The sequence below is a fragment of the Streptomyces sp. NPDC048636 genome (assembly GCF_040650655.1).
Taxonomy (GTDB): domain Bacteria; phylum Actinomycetota; class Actinomycetes; order Streptomycetales; family Streptomycetaceae; genus Streptomyces.
Map to the genome: position 1 here is coordinate 90,679 of NZ_JBEZHR010000012.1, position 17,561 is coordinate 108,239.

Here is a 17,561-nt window from a genome sequence, read left to right on the forward strand (position 1 = left end):
AACCTTTGCATGCTTACGCTCCCGGACATGGCAGAGAACGAGAAGCCGTTGCCCGACGACGTACGGCAGCTCGATCCGCGTTCCCTCCGCGGGCTCGCCCATCCGCTGCGGATGCGCCTGCTCGCCGCGCTGAGCGAGTACGGACCGGCGACCGCCTCCCAACTGGCCGAGCGGCTGGGCGAGTCCAGCGGTGCCACCAGCTACCACCTGCGGCAGCTCGCCGCGCACGGCTTCGTCACCGACGATCCGGAGCGCGGCAAGGGCCGGGAGCGGTGGTGGAAGCCGGCGCACCGGGGCATCCGCGTGGGCGACGAGTTCGGCACCCATCCCGATCCGGCCGTGCGCGGAGCGATGAACACCCTGTTGCATGAATGGGCCACGGTGCACAGTCAGGAGGTGTCGACCTGGATCGGCACCCTGCACACCTGGTCCCCGGAGTGGCGTCGTGCCTCGGACCTGAGCGACTTCAAGCTTCGGCTGACGCCCGAACTCGCCGAGGAAATGCGCGACAAGCTGCACGAAGTGATCGAGAGCTACCGCGAGAAGGAGGTGGACCAGGACACCGAGAACTCGGCCCGGTACCGGGTCCATCTGCACGCCTTCCCGCGCGACGAGGAATGACGGAGCCAGGGGGAGACACCATGCACGGCGACGACATCCATCTGCGGCTGCACCGTATTCGCGCCGAACACCTCCGGCAGGAGGCCCGGGAGGCACCCGCGCCCCGCCCCGACGCCCCACCGCTGCGCATCCGGCTGGGCTGGACGCTGGTGGAGGTCGGGCTGCGGATGGCGACACCGCGCGGTCCGCAGGCGACACTGACGGCGCGGCTCGACTACTGACCGAGACGTACAGGGGGGATCATGAACGACAACAACGGCGAGAGTGGCGGCATACCCGACGGCAGACCCGACGGCAGTCCCGACCGTCGGCCGCTCGCGTTCGTCCTCGCCGCCAACGCCATCTCCATCGCGGGCAATTCACTCACGCTGATCGGCGTCCCGTGGTTCGTTCTCCAGACCACGGGCAGCGCCACCAGGGCCGGGCTCGTCGCCTTCTGCGCCACCCTCCCGGTGGTGGTCTCCGCCGTCGTCGGCGGACCGGTCATCGACCGGCTGGGGCGGCGGCGGGTCTCGATCGCCTCGGACGCGCTGTGCGGGGTGGCGGTCGCCGCGATCCCGCTGCTCCACTTCGCCGGACTGCTGCGGTTCTGGCAGCTGTGCGCGCTGATGGCGGTCTCCGGACTGCTCCACGCCCCGGGTGAGACGGCCCGCGGGGTGCTGGTGCCCGCGCTGGCCGAACGGGCGGGCACCACCCTCAGCCGCGCGGCCAGCTTCTTCGACGGCGCCTCGCGCGGGGCCCGGATGCTGGGGACGGCCCTCGGCGGCGTGCTCATCGCCTTCCTCGGCCCGGCCTCGGTGCTGCTGCTGGACGCGATGACGTTCGGGTTCTCGGCGCTGCTGATCGCGGCGGGGCTGCGGGGACTGGCCGCCGCCGCCCCGCGCCGCGCGACCGCGCCGGTCTCGCTGCGCGCGTACCGGGCCGAACTCCGCGAGGGGTACGCGTTCCTGCTGCGCCACCGGCTGCTGCTGGCCATCGTGCTGATGGTGATGGCCACCAACGGGCTCGACCAGGGCTACTCCTCGGTGCTGCTGCCGGTGCACGCCGAACGCGACCTGGGCGGTTCGGTCGATCTCGGGCTGGTGGCCGCGCTGTTCGGCGGTGGCGCGCTGACCGGCGCGCTGCTGTACGGGGCGGTGGGCGAGCGGTTCTCCCGCCGTACCGTCTTCGGCGTCTGCTTCCTGCTCTGCGGACTGCCGCGGTTCGCCGTCGCCGCGTTCGTCCCCGGCCTTCCGCCGCTCGCCGTGACGATGGTGATCAGCGGGCTCGCGGCGGGGATGCTCAACCCGATCCTCACCACGGTGACGTACGAGGCCGTACCGGACGAGCTGCGCAGCCGGGTGATGGGGGCGCTCACCGCCGGGGTGTGGGTGGTGGTCCCGCTGGGCGGCCTCGCCGCCGGCTATCTGGTGGACGGCGCCGGGCTGACGGCCGCGTTCCTGGTGACCGGCGGGATCTACTTCCTGACCACGCTGAGCCCACTGGTCTTCCCCGTCTGGCGCGGCCTGGACGGCCAACCGCCGAACGGCCAACCGGCGAACGGCGAACCGGCGACCCCCGCCCCAGCCGCCACCGCCCCGGCCACCGCCGCCCCGGCCGGAGGCTGTCCGGACAAAGGGGCCCCGGTCACGGCGGGGCTCAGCAGTGCGGGACCGGGCCGCCCGACCGTAGCGCCCGTAGGGCCGACACCGCGCCCTTGAGGGTGGTGACGGGGATCAGCCGGAGCCCCTTCGGGAGCTCGGCCTCCGCGTCCGCGCACTCGTCCTTGGGCACCAGGAAGACCGTGGCGCCGTCCCGCTCGGCCGCCTGCGTCTTCAGCGGTACGCCGCCCACCGCGCCGACCTTGCCCTTGGCGTCGATGGTGCCGGTGCCCGCGATCGTCCGCCCGCCGGTGAGATCGCCGCCGCTGCCGTCGCCGTCCAGCTTGTTGACGATGCCGAGCGAGAACAGCAGCCCGGCGCTCGGCCCGCCCACGTCGGCCAGCCGCAGCCGGACCTTGACCTCGCGCGGCGACCGGTGGAGGTAGCCGAGCGCCGCGCTGGTGGCGGTGGACTGCGACTTCGCCATCTCCCGCGCGTTATGCCGCTCGATCTCCTCGGTGGTGCCGCCCACATAGACCGAGTCGCGCGGCATCACGGCGCGGTCGGTCTCCAGCCAGCCGCCGATCACATCCTTGAGCCGCACGGTGGCGTCCGGCCCGGTCGCCTGGATCGTGGTCATCCGGAGCTGTCCGCCGGTCTTACGGGTCTCGGCGCCCGAGATGCTGATCACCGGCCTGCCGTGGTCGGAGCCCTGGACGTTCACGGTGGTGCCCGGCTGGGCGACGGTGAACGGCAGCGGGGCGAACGCGGCGACCGCCAGCAGGGCGAGCACGATCGCCGAGCAGATCAGCAGAGTGCGGGCGCGGGGGGAGACGGCAGGCATGGAGTGAATCTAGTTGACGCCCCGGGCGATCTTCGCCCCGCCCGTCACCTCAGCGCCTCGGCCACCTCCCGGGCCGCGTCCACCACCCTCGGACCGACCCGGTCCGGTACGGCGTCGCAGAGCATCACCACACCCACGCTGCCCTCTATCCCGGTCACCCCCACCAGCGGGGCGGCCGCACCGCTCGCGCCCGCCTCCAGCTCGCCGTGGGTGAGGGCGTACCCCGGGTCGTCGGGGCGGGCCGCGCGGGCGGAGAGGATCGCCCGGCCCGCGGCGCCCCGGTCCAGCGGGTGGCGGAACCCGGCGCGGTAGGCCACGTGGTAGTCGGTCCAGGTCGGCTCGACCACCGCGACCGCGAGGGCCTCGGTGCCGTCGACCAGGGTGAGGTGGGCGGTGGCGCCGATGTCCTCGGCGAGGGAGCGCAGCGCGGGCAGTGCCGCCTCCCGGACCAGGGGATGCACCTGGCGGCCGAGCTGGAGCACCCCCAGACCGACGCGTGCCCGGCCGCCGATGTCGCGGCGGACCAGGGAGTGCTGCTCGAGGGTGGCCAGGAGTCGGTAGACGACGGTGCGGTTGACGCCGAGCTTGGTGGAGAGCTCGGTGACGGTCAGCCCGTGGTCGGTGTCGGCGAGCAGTTTGAGGACGCGCAGTCCCCGGTCGAGCGTCTGGGAGGTCTCCGCGGTCACGACGCCCCCTCCTCGGTGATGGGTGGCGGCCCTTCGCGGAGGTGCACCGCCGGTCTCGACGACGGCGCGCGCAGAGGCCGCCGGTCGCGGTGGCTGGTACGCAATCCGGCTGCGCTCCGCGGCGGCGCTGCCACGGGGCGTGTGCGTGCCCGAACGCTAGCGAGCCGGTCCGCTCAGCGGAAGAGTCCGTCCAGAATCCGAGCACAGGTTTCCGGTGTCATCGCCCTGTCAGGCTGTGGATTGAGGTGTTTAGCGCCATATGCCCGGATATTCAGTGGCGAGTTGATGGGGCTCCATAAAAGGGGTTGTGAAGGGTGCGAGGGGTAGTGCGAACGCACACCGCACCACCCCGGCGGGCCGCCGCACCACCCCACTGGTGACCCCGCACCACCCCAGCGGTGACCACGGCCGTCACCGCATCCGCGTGGCCCACTCCCGCACCTTCTTGATCCGCTCCCGGATCTGCCCCGCCGTGGCCTCCGCGCTCGGCGGCCCCCCGCACACCCTGCGCAGCTCGGTGTGGATCACCCCATGCGGTTTGCCGCTCTGGTGGACATACGCCCCCACCAGCGTGTTGAGCTGCTTGCGCAGCTCCAGCAGCTCCTTGTGGGTGACCACCGGCCGCCGCTCGGCCGGCATCTCCAGCAGATCGGCCTCCGCGTCCGGCCGCTTGCGGCTGTGCGCGATCTGCTTGGCCTGCCGCTTCTGGAGCAGCATCTGCACCTGGTCCGGTTCGAGGAGCCCGGGGATGCCGAGGTAGTCCTGCTCCTCGTCGCTGCCGGGGTGCGCCTGCATCCCGAACTCGGCGCCGTCGTAGAGCACCCGGTCGAAGACCGCGTCGGACTCCAGTGCCTCGAAGGGCAGCTGGTCCTGTTCGCCGGTCTCCTCGTCCTGCTGCTTCTCGGCCTCCTCGAGGAGCTTCTCCTCCTCCGCGTACGGGTTCTCCTCCTCGCCGTCCTTCTTCGGCTTGTCCAGGACGTGGTCGCGCTCGACCTCCATCTCGTTCGCGAAGCCGAGCAGCATCGGGATGGTGGGGAGGAACACCGACGCGGTCTCGCCGCGCCGCCGCGACCGTACGAAGCGGCCGACGGCCTGGGCGAAGAAGAGCGGTGTGGAGATGGTGGTGGCGTACACCCCGACCGCCAGCCGGGGCACGTCCACCCCCTCGGACACCATCCGGACCGCGACCATCCAGCGGTCGTCGGAGTGGCTGAAGTCCTCGATCCGCTGTGAGGCCGCGGCCTCGTCGGAGAGCACCAGCGTGGCCTTGCTGCCGGTGATCTCACGGATCAGCTTGGCGTACGCGCGGGCCGACTCCTGGTCGGCGGCGATCACCAGCGCGCCCGCGTCCGGGATGCCCTTGCGGACCTCGGTCAGCCGCTGGTCGGCGGCGCGCAGCACATTCGGCATCCAGTCGCCGCGCGGATCGAGCGCGGTACGCCACGCCTGCGAGACGGCGTCCTTGGTCATCGGCTCGCCCAGCCGGGCCGCGATCTCGTCGCCCGCCTTGGTGCGCCAGCGCATATTGCCGCTGTAGGAGAGGAAGATGACCGGCCGGACGACACCGTCGCCGAGCGCGTTGCCATAGCCGTAGGTGTAGTCGGCGGAGGAGCGGCGGATACCGTCGTCGCCCTCTTCGTAGGTGACGAAGGGGATGGGGTTGGTGTCGGACCGGAAGGGCGTACCGGTGAGCGCCAGCCGCCGGGTCGCGGGCTCGAACGCCTCCAGGCACGCCTCGCCCCAGGAGCGGGAGTCACCGGCGTGGTGGATCTCGTCCAGGATGACCAGGGTCTTGCGCTGCTCGCTGCGGTTGCGATGCAGCATCGGGCGGACGCCGACGCCCGCGTAGGTCACCGCGACACCGTGGTACTCCTTGCCGAGCGGGCCCGCGCTGTACTCCGGGTCCAGCTTGATCCCTATCCGCGCCGCGGCCTCCGCCCACTGCTTCTTCAGATGCTCGGTGGGCGCGACGACCGTCACCTGCTGCACCACATGGTGGTGGAGCAGCCAGGAGGCGAGGGTCAGTGCGAAGGTCGTCTTGCCCGCGCCGGGCGTCGCGACCGCGAGGAAGTCCTTCGGCTGCTCCTGGATGTACTTGTCCATCGCGCCCTGCTGCCAGGCGCGCAGCTTGCTCGCGGTACCCCACGGGGCCCGCCCCGGGAAGGCGGGCGAGAGGTGATGGCTGGTGCTGGAGGCGGTAGTACTCACGGTCTCCGTCGGGCTGGCTCGGCGGGTTCGTTCGGGAACCGCGTCAGCCTACCTGGGCCGCCGTTCACGCTTCGGGGTTACACCGCGAGACCACCCGGCGGTGGGACCAGGCTCACACCGCGCCCGCCCTACCGCCCGCCGTTCACCGGGGGTTATCGCTTTCCCGACCGCGGCCGGGCGTGAGCGAGGCACCACGATCAACTCGCCATGTTCATGCACTTACACTTTCGGCCAGCCGCCTCCGCATCCGCGATCGCCGAGCGCGGCTGTCTGTCCACTGCACACCCGGTCACGTCTGTCCGGGCTCGTACCACGGGGGTCATCATTTCCATCCGTCATGTTCTCGCCACCGCCGCGCTCGTCTCCGCGGCGCTGGCCCTGACCGCCTGCGGCCCGGAGGACGACAGCTCCTCGGGCGCCGACTCCACGGCGAGCGCCGGTGCCGAGGGCGCCGCCAAGGACGCCAAGGGCGGCAAGGACGACCAGGGCAAGGGCAACTGCCCGACGCTCGCCAAGGGCCACAAGGTCATATGGGTCAACAACGTCGAAGGCGCCATGAATCACGTCCTGGCCAAGGACGCCACACCGCACTGCGACCCGAAGTCCCAGGCTGGCGCGGCCTATGAGGCCACCGGCGAGGTGAAGACCTACTCCGTCGCCTCGGGTACCGCCAAGGTGACCGTGATCAGCAAGAAGGACGGCAAGCGGCACGCCCTCACCGCCCAGAAGGGCGGCATCGCGCACGTCAAGACCTGCGCGGACCCGAAGGGCGAGCACTACGACGGCGGCCAGAGCGAGACGAACGCCGAGGACTGCTGGGGGCAGAACTTCTACGACGTCGCGGTCGGCTCCGGCAACAAGATCACCGAGATGACCGAGCTCTACTCGTCCTGACGCTCCCCGGAGAACGCTCCCCGGAGAAGGCTCCCCGGGGAACGACGCTCCAGGGAACACGGACGGGGCCCGGCGGATGCCGGGCCCCGTCCCCCCGTGGGCCCCGCTACGCCGTGAGCAGCACTCCGGCGTAGGAGACTCCCGCGATGACGACCCACGCGCACAGCCCGAGCGCCGCCACCCGCGCCCCCGTCCGGGACAGCGAGGGCAGGTGGACCGCGCTGCCGAGGCCGAAGAGGGCGGCGGCGAGGAGGAGTTCACGGGCGTCTCCGGCGGTGTCGAGCACGGTCGTGGGCAGCACACCCGTACTGCGCACGCCCGCCATGGCCAGGAAGCCGAGGACGAAGAGCGGTACCAGCGGCGGTCGCCGCGTCCCCGCCCGCTCCGAGCCCTCGGCCCCCTCGGCCCCGCCCTCCCCCGCGGCCGTGTTGGTCGGCACGGCCGTCCCGGCCGCCGCCCGGCGTGCCCGTACGGACAGCGCCAGCGCCGCGACCAGCGGTGCGAGCAGCGCCACTCGCACCAGCTTGACGAGCACCGCCTCGTTCAGCGCGGCGCCCCCGGCGGTCTGCGCGGTCGCCACCACCTGGCCCACATCGTGCACACTCGCACCCGCCCACCGGCCGAACTCCGCGTCGCTCAGCCCCAACGGGTGCTGGAGCAGCGGCAGTACGGCGATGGCGAGCGTGCCGCACAGCGTCACCAGGGCCACCGAGGTGGCCACGTCCCGCTCGTCGCTCTCCGACACCTCGCTGACCGCGCCGATCGCGGAGGCACCGCAGATCGAATAGCCGGTGGCGATCAGCAGCGGCTGGTCCCCGCGCAGCCCCATCCGGCGGCCGAGCCACCAGGTGCCGAAGAAGGTGGCCGCCACCACGCCGAACACCATCGCCACCGTGGCCCAGCCCAGGCCGAGCACATCGCCGAGGCCGAGCCCGAGACCCAGCAGCACGATCCCCAGCCGCATCAGCCGCTTCCCGGCGAACGAGAGCCCGGCGCGGCATCCGCCGCGCACCAGAGAGCGCACCCCGGGCAGATGGGCGGCCGTGATGCCCAGCACCACCGCCGCGGTGAGCAGCGGCACGGCCGGTACGAGCCAGTGGACGCACCAGGCGACCCCGACCCCGGCCGCCGCGAGTGCGAGCCCGTACGCGGGGGCGGGCAGCCGACGGCCCGGCGCGGCCGAACCGGCCGACCGGACGACGGAGGGCGCGGCGGTCATCCGCCCGGCGGCCCGCGCCCCCGTCAGCGCCACGCCGTCACCGCGCCGCGGAGCGGAGGACGCATACGGAGGGAGCGGCGCGCGCTCACAGCTCGTCCTCCGTCGGCAGCTCGTACACCCGGCGGACGCTGCTGCCCAGCCGCGCGATGTCCGCGCCGTAGACATGGATCGAGATCGCCGTGCCCTCGCAGGCGTTCCACACCCTGTGGATGTCCCCGGGCGGTGCGAAACCGCAGACCGAGCCCTGCGGGTTGACCACGTCCTTCTCCGCGACCAGCCGGGAGCTCAGCCCGTCCGGCACCAGCCGGTAGCGGCGCTCGTGCTCCTCGCCCTCGTGCACCCCGGTCACACACCAGGACACATGGTCATGGATCGAGGTGCGCTGTCCCGGCAGCCAGACCAGGGCGACGATCGAGAAGCTGCCGTCCGGCTCGGCGTGCAGGACGTGCTGGCGGTAGGTGTCCGGATGGCCCTCCCGCTGTTCGGGGGTGAGCAGATCGGCCGCGCCGAGGAAGGGCGCGAGCCGTTCGCCCACGAGGTAGGCGGTCACATCCGGCGGGAGACCGCGTCCGACGGCCTCGCGGACGCCGTCGACGAACGCGCCCAGGCGCGCCGTGACGCGGGAGACGGTGGGTTCGGTCGGCGTGGTGGTCATGGTGGCAGCGTGCGGCCGCCCGCTCCATCACGTCCAACGACGGTTTCTTGGCAGACCCCAAATTCCGCTTATGGATGGCGGGTGAGGGGCGACCGGATCCCGGCCGGGCGGGGTCAGCAGCCGACCCGGTTCCCGGCCACCGTCCTCAGCTCCTCCAGCACCCGCGCCGTCGCCGGTATCTCCAGGTGCTCCCGCAGGACGTACGCCGAGACATGGCGGCGCGAGGCGGGGTCGAGGGCGCGTCCGGTGACCTTCTGGTGGCACAGGAACGACAGCACCAGACCCGGCATCATCGCGACCCCCAGCCCCGCCGCGACCATGCTCTGCACCACGAGGTTGTCATCGGTGGTGAACGCGATGTCGGGGGCGAAGCCCTGCTCGGCGCATTCGTGCAGGAAGTTGGCGCGGCAGCGCAGACAACCGGCGATCCAGCGCTCCTCGCTCAGCTCGGCCAGCTTGACCGCGCGCCGCCGGGCCAGCGGATGCCCGGTCGGCAGCAACACCGTGAGCTGGTCCTCCAGCAGCGGGATCTCGACCAGCTCGGCGGGGACCTCCTCACGCAGCCCGGGATAGGTGAAGGCCAGCGTGATGTCGCACTCGCCGCGCACCACCCGCCCCAGCGACTCCGGCGGCTCGCCCTCCAGCAGCTCCACCCGCACCCCCGGATGGGCGGCGGCGAGCCGGGACATGGTCTCGGGGATGAGGGTGGCGTTGGCGCTGGGGAAGGCGCACACCCGCACCCGGCCCGAGCGCAGCCGGGTGATCGCGTTCATCTGCTGCTGGGCGGTGGAGATGCTGGACAGGATGGCGTCCGCGTGGCGGGCCAGGGTCTCCCCCGCCTCGGTGAGCCGCATCCCGCGGCCGACCCGGATGAACAGCGGGCTGCCGACGGCCCGTTCGAGCGCCTTCATCTGCTGGGTGATGGCCGGCTGGGTATAGCCGAGCGCACGAGCGGCGGCCGAGTAGGAACCGGCGCTGACCACCTCGTGGAACGTCTTGATGTGCCGGGAATCGAACACCCTCGCATCATAGGCGGAAAACATAAGCACATTTTGGGTCGGGGGAAGATCACCCCCACCGTCGCTTCTGAGTCACCGATCACACCCGATCGCCGGTCTCCCCACCCCCGCGGCCGATGACGGACGCCACACGCCCCGGTGTCTTCGGGCTGAGTCCGGCCGCTTCGGGCAAGCTGACCACATGCCGCACTACACGTCGTACGACAACACCGAGCTGGCCTACCGCGTCCTGGAGGCCCGGGACGGCTCCGCGCGGCCGCCGCTGATCTGTCTGGCCGGCGGGCCCGGGCGGGACGCCGCCTACCTGGGCGACCTCGGCGGCCTCGACGCCCGGCACACACTGATCATCCCGGACAGCCGCGGCACCGGGGACTCCCCTCCGGCCGGTGAGCCCAGCGGCTACTCCTTCCCCGGTCTCGCGGAGGACCTGGAGGCGCTCCGCCGCCATCTGGGGCTGAACCGCTTCCCGCTGCTCGCCCATGACGCGGCGGCCGCGACGGCGCAGGCGTACGCGGCCGCACACCCCGAGCACCTCACCCATCTCGTCCTGGTCTGTCCGGGCGCCCGGCTCCAGGGTGAACTGCCCGATGACGCCCGGGAGATCTTCGAGTCCCGCGCGGACGAGCCGTGGTGGCAGGAGGCGTCCGACGCGGTGCGGCTGCTGCCCGACACCGGCGACTTCGGCGAGGTGCGCCGACTGCTGCTCCGGGCCGCCCCGATGGCGTACGGCCGCTGGGAGGAACCGCAGCGGGCCCATGCCGCCGCCGAGGGCGAACAGCTCGGCCCGGTGCCGCGCGCGGGCTTCTGGCAGGGCGTCGACGAGGCGGGGCGCCGCGCGGTGCTGGCCCGGCTGCGCGAGGTGGCCTGCCCGGTGCTGACGGTGACCGGCGACCGGGACGCGGTGACCGGGGTACGGGCCGGGGAGCTGGTCGCGGAGTCCTTCCCCGACGGCCGGAACCATCCGCTGCACGGTGTGGGCCACTACCCGTGGGTGGACGAGCCGGATCTCTTCCGGCAGCTGGTCGAGGACTTCCTCGCGGGGCGCCCCGGCGGTCCCTGACGCACCAGGCCGGGCCGGGCGCCGCCCCCTGTGAACGCGGCATGTCAGTCGTATGGCAGCCCCGGCCGAATCATTGATTCCCTCCCGGCCCCCGTCCTACCGTCGACGCACAGGCACAGCATCGGCCGTGTGCCCGAGTGGTTGAGGGGCTCGCCTGCAAAGCGAGTTACGCCGGTTCGAATCCGGTCACGGCCTCCATTTCCCACCGGCCGCCGCAAGGCGCCAGTCCTGTCGCACGGGGCCGCGCGTGCTGGAGCACAGGACCGTTCACCCCGCGACCGGTTCGGGCCGGAAGGCGTGGTCGATGTTCTCCTCCACCCACGACCGGAGCGCGTTGAGCGGGATCGCGGCGCTCCGCCCGACGGCGGTGAGGGCGTACTCGACGTGCAGGGGCACGGCGGGGTAGACGGTGCGGTCGAGGATGCCGAAGTCCTCGAGGCGGCGCAGCGTCTGAGTGAGCACCTTGGGGCTGACGCCCTGGAGCCTGCGCTGGAGCTCCCCGAAACGCTGCGGCCCGTCCTCGAGGGCGCCGATGGCCAGCGCGGACCACTTGTTGGCGAGCAGGTCCAGCAGCGCGCGGCACGGGCACTGGGCGGCGTAGACGTCATGGTGCGCGTGCTGGCCGCTGGGGCAGGTGGTCGTCATGCTCACTCTCCTCACCAGGTCACTTCCCAATGGGAAGTACCAGACCTTGAAGGTAACTATATCCCCGGGGATAGCGTCGCCGACGTCAACGGGAGGGCCCGCCAAGGGAGTTCCGCAGTGTTGCCTCTTCAGGAGAGCGTGGCCCCCACTCCCGCCTCACCACTGCGGTGACCCGGCCGGACCACTCGCGCCCGGAGCGGCGCCACCCGCACAGCACGTCACAAAGGGACCAGCCATGAGCACCGAGCCACTCGCAATGTCGTTCCCCGCCTCCTCGATCACCCAGGTCGCGGCGGGCGCACTGATCGCAGCGGTACAGACGGCCGCCGCCCGGATCGGCTTCACGGCGGCTGTCGCCGTCACCGACCCGGGCGGGCACCTCAAGGCGTTCGACCGCGCCGATGACGCGCCCTTCCTCACCGCCGAGGTCGCCGTCGACAAGGCCTGGACCGCGGCCTCCTTCCGCACCCCCACCCACACGTGGAACAACTACCTCGCCAATCCGAACATCGCGCCGCTGGGCGGCCACCCCCGGCTGATGGCGGTCGGCGGCGGCTACCCGATCATCGACAACGGCCGGTGCGTCGGAGGGCTCGGAATCTCCGGCGGCAGCTACGAGCAGGACCAGCGGGCCGCCGAAGAGGCCCTGGCCGCCCTCGGGTTCGAGGTGCCCACCGGCTGACCGCCCGGTTCGATTCCGGTCACGGCTTTCTTCTCGCCGCGTTCACCGACGCGCTTCCCGCTTTCACATTCTCACCACTGGACGGTTTCCACGCCGTCCCACTGAGTGCGAATACTTTCGGGCGCATAGTTAAGATCACGTCAACTCCCCTGGACATACGGTCTTGGTGTTCCGTCCCCGGTGCGTTTGTCTCCTAGGGTCACAGTGGTGCCTGCGGTCGTACGGCGGACAACGCCCCGACCGACAGGCACCTTTGTTTCTGCCGAGTTCTTTTTCCATGTGGGGGAAATGTGCAGCCCGCCGTACCGGACGCCCGTCTGCCGTTGACTACCGGCCAGCGCGAGATCTGGTTCATCGAGCAGTTGGAGCCGCCGGAGAGCACGACTTTCCGGGTCGGTGAATACCTGGAGATACAAGGCGCGATAGATCCGGAGATATTCGAGAGGGCGCTGCGCCGGGCAGTCGCCGAGGCCGAGCCGTACAACGTGCGGGTCGGCGAGGACAACGGAGTGCCGTGGCAGGCGCTGGACCCGGTGACCGACTGGGAGCTGCCGAAACCCGACGTCAGCGGGGAGCCCGAGCCCCGCGCGGCGGCCGAGCGGTGGATGCGGCACGACCTCGCCACCCGGCTCCGGCTCGGCGACCACCCGGCGTTCTCCTTCGCCCTGCTGAAACTGGGCCCGGAATGTTTCCTGTGGTACCAGGGCACCCATCACATCGTCTCGGACGCGGGATCGGCGGCCCTTCTCGCCCGCCGTACCGCCGAGCTCTACACCGCCCTTGCGGAAGGCACCGAACCCACCGCCGCGGAAAGCGCCTTCGGCTCACTGCGGGCGATGCTCGACCAGGACGCCGAATACCGGGCGTCCGAGGATTTCGCCAGGGACCGCGCCTACTGGACGGACCACTTCGGGGATTCCCCGCGACCGGCCCGGCTCGCCGGCCGCCCCGGTAACGAGCTCTCCACCGTCCGGCGGCGGACCGCTTACCTCAGTGAAGCGGAAGCGGTCGAACTGCGCGCCGCCGCCCGCGCTTACGCGACCCATTGGTCTGCGATGATCATCACAGCCACCGCGGTGTATCTGCACCGAATGACCGGTGAATCCGACATCATTCTGACGCTGCCGGTCTCCGCCCGCACCGACGCCACCGCCCGTTCCATTCCGGGCATGTTCGCCAATGTGGTGCCGCTGCGCGTCCGGGTGCACGCCGGTATGCGAATACGGGAGCTGGTGCGCCAGGTCTCCCGGGAAGTCCGGCAGGCCCTGCGGCACCAGCGCTACCGCCGTATCGATCTGGCCCGGGATCTGCGGATGCCGGACGGGGGCAACGGCTTCCTCGGCCCGCACGTCAACATCATGACCTACGACTACGACTTCGGCTTCGCCGGTCACCGGGTCATGGGCCACAACCTCTCCAACGGCACCGTCGAAGACCTCTCGATCATGGGCTACGACCGGTCCGACGGCACCGGTATCCGTATCGACCTCAACGCCAACTCGAACCTCTACACCGAGGATGAGCTGATCGGCCACCGCGAGCGCTATCTGCGGCTGCTGCGCTCCCTCGCCGATCCGGCCGCCGCCGCGGACAAGGACCGTACGGTCGGCGGTCTCGACCTGCCGACCGCCGAGGAGATCCACCGGCTGATCGTCGAGCCCAACGCCACGGCCCGCCCGGCCACCACCGCCACCCTCCCCGAGCTGATCGCCGCCCAGGCCGCCCGCACCCCCGGCGCACCCGCCGTGGTCCACGAGGGCACCCGGCTGAGCTACGCGGAGCTGGACACCGCCGCCGGACGGCTGGCCCGCCGACTGCGCGCGCACGGCGCGGGACCGGGCCGCGCCGTCGCCGTCGGACTCCCCCGCTCCGCCGAGCTGGTGGTCGCCCTGCTGGCCGTGCTGAAGTCCGGGGCCGCCTATGTGCCGCTCGATCCGGACCATCCGGCGGAGCGGCTGGCGTATCTGCTCGAGGACACCGCGCCCGCGCTCGTGGTCACCGACACCACCACGGCGCTGCCCCCGGCGGGCGGGGTTCCCCGGCTGCTGCTGGACGCCCCCGAGGGACCCCCGAGCGCCGCGGACCAGACGAGCGCCACGGACGGGACGAGCGCCGCGGACGACACCGCTCCCCCGGCGGCCCCGGCCCCCGAGGACCCCGCGTACATCATCCACACCTCCGGCTCCACCGGCCGCCCCAAGGGCGTGGTGGTCCCGCACCGGGCCGTGGTCAACGCCCTGGAGTGGATGCGCGAGCTGTACGGCCTCACCTCCGAGGACCGGATGCTCCAGAAGACCCCGGCCGGATTCGACGCCTCCGTCTGCGAGTTCTTCCTGCCGCTGATCAGCGGCGCGACCGTGGTGCTCGCCCGGCCCGGCGGCCACAAGGACCCGGCGTATCTCGCGCGCACCGTCCGCGAGGAGTCCATCACCACGCTCCAGTTCGTACCGTCGATGCTCCGGGCGCTGCTGGCCGACCCGGACGCCGCCGCCTCCTGCGCGAGCGCCCTGCGGCGCGCCTCCAGCGGCGGCGAGGCGCTGCCGCGGGAGACGGCCGAGCGGTTCCACGCGGCGCTGCCCGGCGTCCCGCTGCACAACCTCTACGGCCCCACCGAGACCACCATCCAGATCGCCCACCACCTGGTCCGGCCGGGCGCGGACGGACCGGTGCCGATCGGCACCCCGGTCCACAACACCCGGCTCTATGTCCTCGACACCGCCCTCAAGCCGTGCCCGGCCGGGGCGACCGGTGAGCTGTACGCGGCCGGGGCGCAGCTCGCCCTCGGCTATCTCAACCGCCCGGAGCTGACCGCCGAACGGTTCGTCCCCGATCCGTTCGGCGCGCTCTTCGACGACCCCGGCGGCCGGATGTACCGCACCGGCGATCTGGCCCGCCGCCGCCCGGACGGCACCCTGGAATACCTCGGGCGCACCGACGGCCAGGTCCAGCTGCGCGGGTTCCGGATCGAGCTGGGCGAGGTCGAGGCCGCGCTGCGGGCGCTGCCTGAGGTCGCGGACGCGGCCGCCGCGCTGCATACCGACGAGGCCGGTGAGCAGCGGCTGACCGGCTATCTGACAGCCGCCGAACCCGTCGTGCCCGAACCCGTCGCCACCCGCGAGGCCCTGGCCCGCACGCTGCCCGAGCATCTGGTGCCCGCCGCGTACGTCGTATTGGACACGCTCCCGGTGGACGCCAACGGCAAGCTGGACCGCGCCGCCCTCCCCGCGCCGTCCTTCGAGGCGACGGCGTCCGGCCGGGCGCCGCGCACCCCGGCCGAGGAGGCCCTCCGCGCCCTCTTCGGCGAGACCCTCGGCGTCCCCGGTGTCACCATCGACGACGACTTCTTCCTGCTGGGCGGCCATTCGCTGCTCGCCTCGAAGCTGGTCGCCCAGGCCCGCCCGGTGCTCGGCGAGGCGCTGTCGATGCGCGACCTGTTCGAGGCGCCGACGGTCGCGCGGCTGGTGGAGCGGATGGCGACCGCGCCCGCCTCCTCCGGCGCGGCCGAGCCCCCGCCGCTGGACATCCTGCTGCCGCTGCGCGGCGGGAGCGGGCGCCCTCCCCTGTTCTGCGTCCACCCCGGTGGCGGCCTCGGCTGGTCCTACACCGGACTGCTCCGCCACCTCGCCCCGGACCAGCCGGTCTACGCCCTCCAGGCGCGCGGGCTGACCGAGCCGGACATCCTCCCGGCCAGTGTGGAGGAGATGGCGGACGACTATCTGCGGCGGATCCGCGAGGTGTGGCCGAACGGTCCGTACCACCTCCTCGGCTGGTCTTTCGGCGGTCTGATCGCCCACGCCATGGCGACCCGGCTGCGGAACGAGGGCGCCGAGGTCGGGGTGCTGGCCGTGGTCGACGCCTATCCCGACAACGCGCAGGCGCTGCCGAACGCCCCGGAGCTGACCAAGCGGCAGTGGCTCGGAGTGCTGCTGGACGACATCGGCGGCGGCGATGTCTTCGCCCCCGGCTGGCTGGCGGCCCATCCCGACGGCGTGGAGGGGGACAACGGCGGGGCCGATGATCTGGTGGCCGACCTCAGCCGGGAGACCGGGCTGCCGGAACGGCTGCTGACGGGCGAGCGCGGCTTCCCGCTGCTGGACATCCTCCTCAACGATCAGGAGCTGATGCGCAAGTTCGCCCCCGAGCGGTTCGACGGCGACATGCTGCTCTTCATGGCCGAGGACGAGATCCCCGGCTACCGGCGCGATCCGCTGCATGTCCCCGGCGCCTGGCGGCCGTATGTCGGCGGCCGCCTCCAGGTGCACGGCGTCGGGGACCACCACTACCGGATGATGCGGGAGGAGTCGCTCGCCCGGATCGGTCCGGTGCTGGCCGCCGCGCTGCGCCGTGCCCGGAGCTGACGGACGAGGCCGACGGACGGGGCCGGGGCGGCTCCCAGGGGCAGCCGCCCCGGCCCCGTCCCCGTCCCCGGAAACAGTTCGCTGGTCACCGAACGGATCGTGATCTACCGTCGAGGGCGATGAGCACCAGCCGTACGACGAAAGAGGCAGCGTGACCCCCTGGGAGATGGCCGCCGTCTTCGCGGCGGGCACCGGTGCGGGCGCGATCAACACCGTCGTCGGCTCCGGCACGCTGATCACCTTCCCCGTTCTGCTGGCCACCGGCCTGCCCCCGGTCACCGCCACCGTCTCCAACGCCCTGGGTCTTGTCCCCGGCTCCATCAGCGGCGCCATCGGCTACCGCAAGGAGCTCACCGGCCAGGCCCGGCGGATCCTCAAGCTCTGCTGGGCCGCCCTCATCGGCGGACTCACCGGCGCCACCCTGCTGCTGGCACTGCCCAGTACGGCCTTCGAGATGATCGTGCCGGTCCTGGTGGGCCTGGCGCTGGTGCTGGTGATCCTCCAGCCGCGGATCAGCCGGGCCGTCCGCGAGCGCCGCGAGAAGCGGGGTGGCCCCGTCCACCGGGACGGCGGCCCGCTGCTCTTCGCGGGTCTGACCCTCGCCAGTGTCTACGGCGGCTACTTCGCCGCCGCCCAGGGGATCATCTATATGTCCCTGATGGGCATGTTGCTCGATGAACCCCTGCAACGTCTCAATGCGGCGAAGAACGTCTATGTCGCCGTGGTCAACACCGTCGCCGCGATCTTCTTCCTCTTCGTCGCCCACTACGACTGGACGGCCGTCGCCCTGATCGCCGTCGGCTCCGCGCTGGGCGGCCAGATAGGAGCCGCGGTCGGCCGCCGGTTCAGCCCGGCCGTGCTGCGCGCGCTCATCGTCACGGTGGGCACGGTGGCGATCGTGCAGCTGGTGGTCCGGTGACCAGACCCGGTGGGAGACAGCGGCCCCAAACCGTCACCGAACGCGCCGAAAACATCACGCGCTGTTGAACGACGCACATCACACCCGCACCTAGACATCCGTTCCGCAAACGGATTTCGCCGATGGGCCCTCGCCGGTCACAATCGGCGAGGCGACCCTCTCCGCTCCCCT

At 72.0% G+C, this 17,561-nt stretch carries 15 protein-coding genes and 1 tRNA gene; 9 read left to right on the top strand and 7 right to left on the bottom strand.

Going from position 1 to position 17,561, the window contains the following annotated elements; all coding sequences use genetic code 11:
• Positions 1-27 precede the first annotated feature (27 nt).
• Genes AB0C66_RS27605 through AB0C66_RS27615 form a run of 3 tightly spaced genes read left to right on the top strand, consistent with a single transcriptional unit; the run spans position 28 to position 2,321 of the window.
• Positions 28-621: a helix-turn-helix domain-containing protein gene (locus tag AB0C66_RS27605; protein WP_362444110.1), complete on the top strand. Its 594-nt coding sequence runs from the start codon at positions 28-30 to the stop codon at positions 619-621.
• 20 nt (positions 622-641) lie between these two features.
• Positions 642-842, top strand: a complete 201-nt coding sequence (locus tag AB0C66_RS27610; protein ID WP_362444112.1) for a hypothetical protein — start codon at positions 642-644, stop codon at positions 840-842.
• Positions 843-863: 21 nt separating this feature from the next.
• On the top strand, positions 864-2,321 hold the full coding sequence (locus AB0C66_RS27615; protein ID WP_362444115.1) for an MFS transporter: 1,458 nt from the start codon (positions 864-866) through the stop codon (positions 2,319-2,321).
• Here AB0C66_RS27615 and AB0C66_RS27620 read toward each other — a convergent pair.
• The 3 genes from AB0C66_RS27620 to AB0C66_RS27630 form a co-directional block, all read right to left on the bottom strand.
• Complete coding sequence (locus AB0C66_RS27620) at positions 2,260-3,045, bottom strand: S16 family serine protease (protein ID WP_362444118.1); 786 nt, start codon at positions 3,043-3,045, stop codon at positions 2,260-2,262. The genes AB0C66_RS27615 and AB0C66_RS27620 overlap by 62 nt on opposite strands.
• Before the next feature lie 44 nt (positions 3,046-3,089).
• Positions 3,090-3,731 carry a helix-turn-helix domain-containing protein gene (locus tag AB0C66_RS27625; protein WP_362444121.1) on the bottom strand — a complete coding sequence of 214 codons (642 nt, stop codon included), beginning with the start codon at positions 3,729-3,731 and terminating at the stop codon, positions 3,090-3,092.
• Positions 3,732-4,142: 411 nt separating this feature from the next.
• On the bottom strand, positions 4,143-5,939 hold the full coding sequence (locus AB0C66_RS27630) for a DEAD/DEAH box helicase (RefSeq protein ID WP_362444124.1): 1,797 nt from the start codon (positions 5,937-5,939) through the stop codon (positions 4,143-4,145).
• 213 nt (positions 5,940-6,152) lie between these two features.
• Here AB0C66_RS27630 and AB0C66_RS27635 point away from each other — a divergent pair, with 213 nt between their 5' ends.
• A complete protein-coding gene (locus AB0C66_RS27635; RefSeq protein ID WP_362444127.1) occupies positions 6,153-6,833 on the top strand; it encodes a hypothetical protein in 681 nt (226 codons plus the stop codon).
• Positions 6,834-6,939: 106 nt separating this feature from the next.
• Here the strand turns inward: AB0C66_RS27635 and AB0C66_RS27640 are convergent, their stop codons facing one another.
• The 3 genes from AB0C66_RS27640 to AB0C66_RS27650 form a co-directional block, all read right to left on the bottom strand.
• Entirely contained in the window at positions 6,940-8,052 is a 1,113-nt protein-coding gene (locus AB0C66_RS27640; protein WP_362444416.1) for a putative sulfate exporter family transporter, read from the bottom strand.
• An 85-nt stretch (positions 8,053-8,137) separates the two neighbouring features.
• A complete protein-coding gene (locus AB0C66_RS27645; RefSeq protein WP_362444130.1) occupies positions 8,138-8,707 on the bottom strand; it encodes a cysteine dioxygenase family protein in 570 nt (189 codons plus the stop codon).
• 113 nt (positions 8,708-8,820) lie between these two features.
• Positions 8,821-9,726 carry a LysR family transcriptional regulator gene (locus tag AB0C66_RS27650; RefSeq protein WP_362444133.1) on the bottom strand — a complete coding sequence of 302 codons (906 nt, stop codon included), beginning with the start codon at positions 9,724-9,726 and terminating at the stop codon, positions 8,821-8,823.
• Positions 9,727-9,907: 181 nt separating this feature from the next.
• On the opposite strand from AB0C66_RS27650, the gene AB0C66_RS27655 reads away from it, so the two are divergent.
• Together AB0C66_RS27655 and AB0C66_RS27660 are read left to right on the top strand one after the other, a co-directional pair.
• Positions 9,908-10,786 (top strand): alpha/beta hydrolase, encoded by an 879-nt coding sequence (locus AB0C66_RS27655; RefSeq protein ID WP_362444136.1) that lies wholly within the window; start codon positions 9,908-9,910, stop codon positions 10,784-10,786.
• Positions 10,787-10,909: 123 nt separating this feature from the next.
• Positions 10,910-10,984: transfer RNA gene (locus AB0C66_RS27660), tRNA-Cys, on the top strand.
• A gap of 69 nt (positions 10,985-11,053) precedes the next feature.
• Here the strand turns inward: AB0C66_RS27660 and AB0C66_RS27665 are convergent.
• The gene (locus tag AB0C66_RS27665) at positions 11,054-11,431 is read right to left on the bottom strand and encodes a helix-turn-helix domain-containing protein (protein ID WP_362444138.1); all 378 of its coding nucleotides are present in this window, start codon (positions 11,429-11,431) and stop codon (positions 11,054-11,056) included.
• A gap of 235 nt (positions 11,432-11,666) precedes the next feature.
• On the opposite strand from AB0C66_RS27665, the gene AB0C66_RS27670 reads away from it, so the two are divergent.
• The 3 genes from AB0C66_RS27670 (at position 11,667) to AB0C66_RS27680 (ending at position 17,390) form a co-directional block, all read left to right on the top strand.
• Positions 11,667-12,113 carry a heme-binding protein gene (locus AB0C66_RS27670; protein ID WP_362444141.1) on the top strand — a complete coding sequence of 149 codons (447 nt, stop codon included), beginning with the start codon at positions 11,667-11,669 and terminating at the stop codon, positions 12,111-12,113.
• A 290-nt stretch (positions 12,114-12,403) separates the two neighbouring features.
• Entirely contained in the window at positions 12,404-16,471 is a 4,068-nt protein-coding gene (locus tag AB0C66_RS27675) for an amino acid adenylation domain-containing protein (protein WP_362444144.1), read from the top strand.
• 151 nt (positions 16,472-16,622) lie between these two features.
• On the top strand, positions 16,623-17,390 hold the full coding sequence (locus AB0C66_RS27680) for a sulfite exporter TauE/SafE family protein (protein WP_362444147.1): 768 nt from the start codon (positions 16,623-16,625) through the stop codon (positions 17,388-17,390).
• Positions 17,391-17,561: the final 171 nt, after the last annotated feature.